Source organism: Sphingopyxis sp. (assembly GCF_016793825.1).
GTDB lineage: Bacteria > Pseudomonadota > Alphaproteobacteria > Sphingomonadales > Sphingomonadaceae > Sphingopyxis.
The window spans coordinates 1-4,518 of sequence record NZ_JAEULM010000013.1; the positions used below are offsets into that span (position 1 = coordinate 1).

Annotated in this window: 6 protein-coding genes; all 6 read left to right on the forward strand. The window is 62.2% G+C overall.

Annotated elements, in window-relative coordinates; all coding sequences use genetic code 11:
• Positions 1-141 precede the first annotated feature (141 nt).
• On the forward strand, positions 142-981 hold the full coding sequence (locus JNM03_RS02640; protein WP_294034106.1) for an enoyl-CoA hydratase-related protein: 840 nt from the start codon (positions 142-144) through the stop codon (positions 979-981).
• Positions 978-2,150 carry a CaiB/BaiF CoA-transferase family protein gene (locus JNM03_RS02645; RefSeq protein ID WP_294034108.1) on the forward strand — a complete coding sequence of 391 codons (1,173 nt, stop codon included), beginning with the start codon at positions 978-980 and terminating at the stop codon, positions 2,148-2,150. Before JNM03_RS02640 ends, JNM03_RS02645 begins: the two co-directional genes overlap by 4 nt.
• A gap of 215 nt (positions 2,151-2,365) precedes the next feature.
• Positions 2,366-2,710 (forward strand): helix-turn-helix transcriptional regulator, encoded by a 345-nt coding sequence (locus JNM03_RS02650; RefSeq protein ID WP_294034110.1) that lies wholly within the window; start codon positions 2,366-2,368, stop codon positions 2,708-2,710.
• Positions 2,707-3,162, forward strand: a complete 456-nt coding sequence (locus JNM03_RS02655; protein WP_294034112.1) for an ArsI/CadI family heavy metal resistance metalloenzyme — start codon at positions 2,707-2,709, stop codon at positions 3,160-3,162. The genes JNM03_RS02650 and JNM03_RS02655 overlap by 4 nt, the downstream gene beginning before the upstream one ends.
• Positions 3,159-3,668 carry an arsenate reductase ArsC gene (locus tag JNM03_RS02660; protein ID WP_294034114.1) on the forward strand — a complete coding sequence of 170 codons (510 nt, stop codon included), beginning with the start codon at positions 3,159-3,161 and terminating at the stop codon, positions 3,666-3,668. The genes JNM03_RS02655 and JNM03_RS02660 overlap by 4 nt, the downstream gene beginning before the upstream one ends.
• Positions 3,661-4,368 (forward strand): MIP/aquaporin family protein, encoded by a 708-nt coding sequence (locus JNM03_RS02665; protein WP_294034116.1) that lies wholly within the window; start codon positions 3,661-3,663, stop codon positions 4,366-4,368. Before JNM03_RS02660 ends, JNM03_RS02665 begins: the two co-directional genes overlap by 8 nt.
• The last annotated feature ends 150 nt before the right edge of the window (positions 4,369-4,518 follow it).

Here is a 4,518-nt window from a genome sequence, read left to right on the forward strand (position 1 = left end):
GCGCGCCTCCGGTCGGGCTACGCCCGCCCTCCGCCGCACGCAGCGCAAGGCCATCTTCAACAAACCAGCATCATATTATCCGAAAAGGGGGTCCCTCTTCGACGCCGATCGGGGGTCCCTTTTGAACGCCGTTTGACAGGCGTGAACTTCATCGAGCCCGGGAACCGGCTTTGCGAAGCCGCCCCCGCCGATGGCCTGGCCGCGAGACGCTTCGAAAATGTGCTTCTCGAGCGGCGGGGGCCCGTCCTTGAGGTGACGCTCAATCGGCCCGAGGCGATGAACGCGCTCTACAGCGCGGTCCATTTCGAACTTCACGAGATATGGGATGCGTTCGAGCGCGACCCGGGGCTCTGGGTGGCGATCGTCACCGGGGCTGGCGAGCGCGCCTTTTGCAGCGGCAACGACCTCAAGGTGACCGCAAAGGGCGGCGATCTGACGATGCCGCCGACCGGCTTTGCCGGCCTCTGCGAGCGTTTCGATCGCACGAAGCCGGTAATTGCCGCGGTCAACGGGATCGCCATGGGCGGCGGTCTCGAGATCGTTCTGGCCTGCGATCTGGCGGTCGCCGAAGATCAGGCGCGCTTCGCGCTCCCGGAAGTGCGCGTTGGACTCTATGCGGCAGCAGGCGGCGTCCAGCGGCTCACGCGCCAGATCGGGCGCAAGGCCGCGATGGAATTGATCCTGACAGGTCGCCACTTCGACACCGCCGAAGCGGTCGAGCTTGGCATCGTTAACGCCCGCGCCGACACCGGCGGCGCGCTCGCCGCAGCGCGTGATCTTGCCGACAGGCTCTTGCAGAATTCTCCGTCGGCGATCCGCGCGTCGAAGGAAGCATTGAACAAGCTCGAAGAGCTGGAATCGCTTCAGGCTGCGCTCGCCGCCAATGGACGGATTTTCGGGAGGCTCATGCGGACGAGGGACTTCAGGGAGGGCGTTGCAGCCTTCGCCGAGAAGCGACAACCCGAATGGAGCGGATCATGATTGCAGCGGGCGATACCATGCCGATGCTGAAGGGGGTGAAGGTCGTCGATCTTACGAGCGTCGTCTTCGGGCCGTACTGCACCCATATCCTCGCCGACCTCGGCGCCGAGGTCGTCAAGGTCGAGACGCCAAATGGCGGGGATGCTTTTCGATGGTCTGGGAAGGCCGCGGCCACCCCCGGCATGAGCCCCGCCTTCATGACGATCAATCGCGGAAAGAAGTCGATTGCCCTCGACCTCAAGAAGCCCGACGATCTGGCCGCGATGAAGGCGCTCTTGCGCGATGCCGACGTGTTCGTTCTCAATGTTCGCGGCAAGGCGGTCGAACGGCTCGGACTCGACTATGCGTCCGTGAAGGCGATCAATCCGGAGATCGTCTACGCCCACTGCGTCGGCTTCGGACAGGATGGTCCCTATGCCGATCTGCAAGCCTATGACGATGTCATACAGGCCGCGACCGGGACGGCTACGCTGTTGCCTCGTGTCGATGGCAATCCGCAGGCGCGCTATTTGCCCTCGCTGATCGCGGACAAGGTCGCTGGCCTACACGCGGCCTACGCCGTGCTTGCCGCTCTCATTCACAAGCTGAGAACGGGAAGCGGCCAACTCGTCGAAATTCCGATGTTCGAGGCCTTCACCAATTTCATGCTTCTCGAGCATCTCGGCGGCCTGACGTTCGATCCGCCCAATGCGCCGGTCGGCTATTTCCGTCAGATCGACCCCGACCGGCAGCCGTTTCCGACCGCGGACGGTTTTATCAGCATCGTCGCCTATACGGATGAAGCGTGGCCGCGGGTCTTCGAGATATTGGAGCGGCCCGAATTTCTCGATGATGAGCGTTTCGCGAGTCGCAAGCTTCGCGCTGTAAATCTGGCACTTCTGTACCAGGAAATGGCGCGCTTGACGCCAGGCTTTGCGACCGCCGAACTCTTGCGGCGCTGTCAGGATGCTCAGATCCCGGCCCAGCCGGTCCGCGATCTTGCTGACATCATGGATGATCCGCATCTTGCGGCGACTGGCTTTTTCAGCAGGCAGGAGCATCCCACAGAGGGCGGATATTTTGCGATGGCACATCCCGTGCGGTTTGGCCCAACCCTCGGTGCGCAGGGAGCGATGGCGCCTCGCTTGGGAGATCAAAGTGATCAGTTGAAGCGCATCATAGGTTCCTAGACGCGATAATCGGTGCAGATGCCGAGTTCTGCGGGCTGCCCAAGTGTGATTCTGGCAGCGTTACTCAGGGTGCACATTGTCTGCAATTCCCGAATTGGAACTAGATCCGGACAGTCCGCCAGCGGCCAGAGCCTCATTTCGAGAAAACTAAAAATGAGATTGACGATCGGCACTTGATCTGACATTTCGACGTTATTCGAAATGAAGGTTCGCCGATGCAAGCAGACTCAGCTGTCGCCTCTTTAGGGGCTCTCGCGCAGGAACATCGTCTCGCGCTGTTCCGCATGTTGGTGCAGGCAGGCGAGGGCGGAATGGCTGCCGGCATGATCGCCGAGAAGCTCGGCGTACCCAACAGCTCGCTGTCGTTTCACCTGACGCAGCTCCGCGAAGCCGGACTGGTACTGCAGGAACGGCAGCACCGATCGATCATCTATCGCGCCAACTATCCGGCGATGAACGCGCTGGTCGCTTACCTCATGGAAAATTGCTGCGCAGGTGCCGCCGATTGCGGTGTCGGCGCGGCTTGTGAAGCCCCCGCACAGGAAAGGAAGAGCGCATGAAGCGTCTGCATGTTCACGTCGGCGTCGAGAATCTCGACACCTCGATCGGCTTTTATTCGACGATGTTTGGTGCGGAGCCGACCGTCGTGAAGGACGATTATGCCAAATGGCTGCTGGAAGACCCGCGCGTTAATTTCGCGATCTCGGCGGGCAACCATGCACGCAAGGGAATCGAGCATCTGGGCATCCAGGTCGAGAGCGCGGAAGAGCTCGGCGAAGTCTATGGTCGCCTCAAGGCAGCCGACCGACCGGTCCTCGAAGAAGGCCGGACAACCTGTTGCTACGCCAAGTCGGAGAAGAGCTGGATCGCCGATCCGGACGGCATTGTCTGGGAGGCCTTCTTCACCGATGGCGAGGCGACGACCTATGGCGACAGCCCGGCGCTCGATCAGTTGACGAGCAATGATGCGGGCTCGACCTGCTGCGTCCCGAAGGCGGTCGGCGCGGCATGAGCCGACCCTTCAATGTCCTCTTCCTCTGCACGGGTAATTCGGCGCGGTCGATCCTGTCCGAGGCGATCTTGAACCGCGAAGGTGGCGGCCGCTTTACCGCCTATTCGGCGGGCAGCTTTCCGAAGGGCGAGGTGCATCCCGCGGCCTTGGCGCTGCTCGGCGAGCTGGGATATGCAACCGAAGGCTATCGCTCGAAGAGCTGGGACGAGTTTGCCGGGCCCAACGCGCCGCCGCTCGATTTCATCTTCACCGTCTGCGACAACGCCGCGGGCGAGGTATGCCCGATCTGGCCAGGCAAGCCGGTGACGGCGCATTGGGGCATCGAAGACCCGGCGGCCGTTGAAGGCAACGGGCAGCGCGAGTCGTTCTGGCAAGCCTATCTCGCGCTTAAGCGCCGCATCGATCTGTTGCTCGCGCTGCCAATTTCAAGCCTCGATGAGCTGAGCCTCGTCGAACAGCTGAAGGCTATCGGCAAGACCGCCGACGAGGAGGTCGCGCTTGGCTGACACGCCGCCGCTTGCGCGGCGTATCGTAGCGGAGGGCATCGGCTCCTTTTTCCTGTTCGCCTGCGTGATCGGATCGGGGATCATGGCCCAGACCTTGTCCGGCGGGAACGACGGCGTCGCCTTGCTCGCCAACACTGCTGCGACCGGCGCCATCCTGTTTGTGCTGATCACCATGCTCGGCCCGATTTCGGGGGCGCATTTCAACCCGGCGGTCACGCTCGTCTTTGCGCTGCAACGCGAGGTGCCTTGGCTCGACGCCGGCGCCTATGTCGCCGCTCAGCTTGCCTTCGGCATCCTTGGCGCGTGGGCCGCGCATCTGATGTTCGACCTTCCGATCCTCCAGTTTTCGGCAAAGGCGAGAACCGGATTGGGGCAATGGACCGGCGAGTTCGTTGCGACGTTCGGCCTCGTGCTCACGATCTTCGGCACTCTAAGATATAAGCCACAGGCTGTGGCGACTTCGGTGGGGCTGTATATTACCGCTGCTTATTGGTTCACGTCATCGACGAGCTTCGCAAATCCGGCGATCACCGTGGCGCGCAGCCTTTCGGACACATTCGCGGGGATCGCACCGCACGACGTCCCGCTGTTCATTGTTGCGCAATTCGCAGGCGCAATCGCCGCAACCGCAGTCGCAGGCACCCTGTTCGGCGAGCGATCTGGAACGTCGGCTATTTCGCCACCCACGCCTGAAAGCTGACTGGCGGCACCGTTGAGAGTTTCAGACGCCGATAGGCGTCAGAAAGTCTTCGGTGCCCGAACCGCGGGCCGCATGGACTGAGCTATGGGGAAAGTTGTTTTGCGCTGATGGCGAGGTAGCCAGTTGCTGCCCAAAAGCGGACGTGCGCGA